Source organism: Micromonospora deserti (genome assembly GCF_003236335.1).
Lineage (GTDB): Bacteria > Actinomycetota > Actinomycetes > Mycobacteriales > Micromonosporaceae > Micromonospora > Micromonospora deserti.
Genome location: NZ_POUB01000529.1, coordinates 1 through 746, shown reverse-complemented (window position 1 = coordinate 746; position 746 = coordinate 1). Strand labels below are relative to the sequence as shown.

The 746-nt window shown below is 76.1% G+C and carries 1 pseudogene; it reads left to right on the top strand.

Annotation, left to right across the window (positions count from 1 at the left end):
• Positions 1-746, top strand: a pseudogene (locus C1I99_RS31745) (SCO7613 C-terminal domain-containing membrane protein); the annotation flags it as partial.

The window sequence follows — 746 nt, the reverse complement described above, 5'->3', positions numbered from 1 at the left end:
AGATGTGTATACGAGACAGGTCCGGACGAGCCACCGCCGTCCACGCCCACCTGGTTGGACGCCGACGACCCGGAACACCCGCCGGAGGCGTCCTCGCGGGAGGTGCAGAACATCCCCCTCGGGCTGGGCGCGCTGCTGCTCGGGGTGGCCGCGGTGGTCTTCGCCGTGGTGGCCACCAGCTCGATGGACGCGCTGGCCCGGCTGGGCATCCTGCTGCTCGCCACGGTGCTGTTGCTGCTCGCCCCGCCGGTGCTGGCCCGGCGCGGCCTGACCTCGACCGCCGAGACCATCTCCGCGGTCGGGCTCCTGCTGGTGCCGCTGGCCGGATACGCCCTCTGGGCGGTGGACCGGATCGGCGAGGGGGGCGCCTCGGGCGCGATCTTCGCCGGGATGATCTTCGCCGTCACCGCCGGCGTCTCCTTCGCGTACGCCGGGTGGACGGGCCTGCGCGCGCCCCGGTTCGCCACCGTACTGGCCGCCCAACCGGTACTGCCGCTGTTCGCGTACGACCGGATCACCGGCCCGGGTGGCTGGGCGCTGCTGCTGACCGCGGTCGCCGTGCTCGACCTCTGGCTGGCCCGCTCCCCGGTCACCGTGGAACGGCCGGTCCGCCGGGACGTGCCCGCACCACCGGCCGCCCCGGCCGCCGCGCCCCGCCAGCGTCGGGCGGAGGGCCGACCGGAAGGAGCCCCGGAGGAGGGCGCGGAGGTGCTCGACGGCATCCCGCCGGCCGCGCCCCCCGCCAC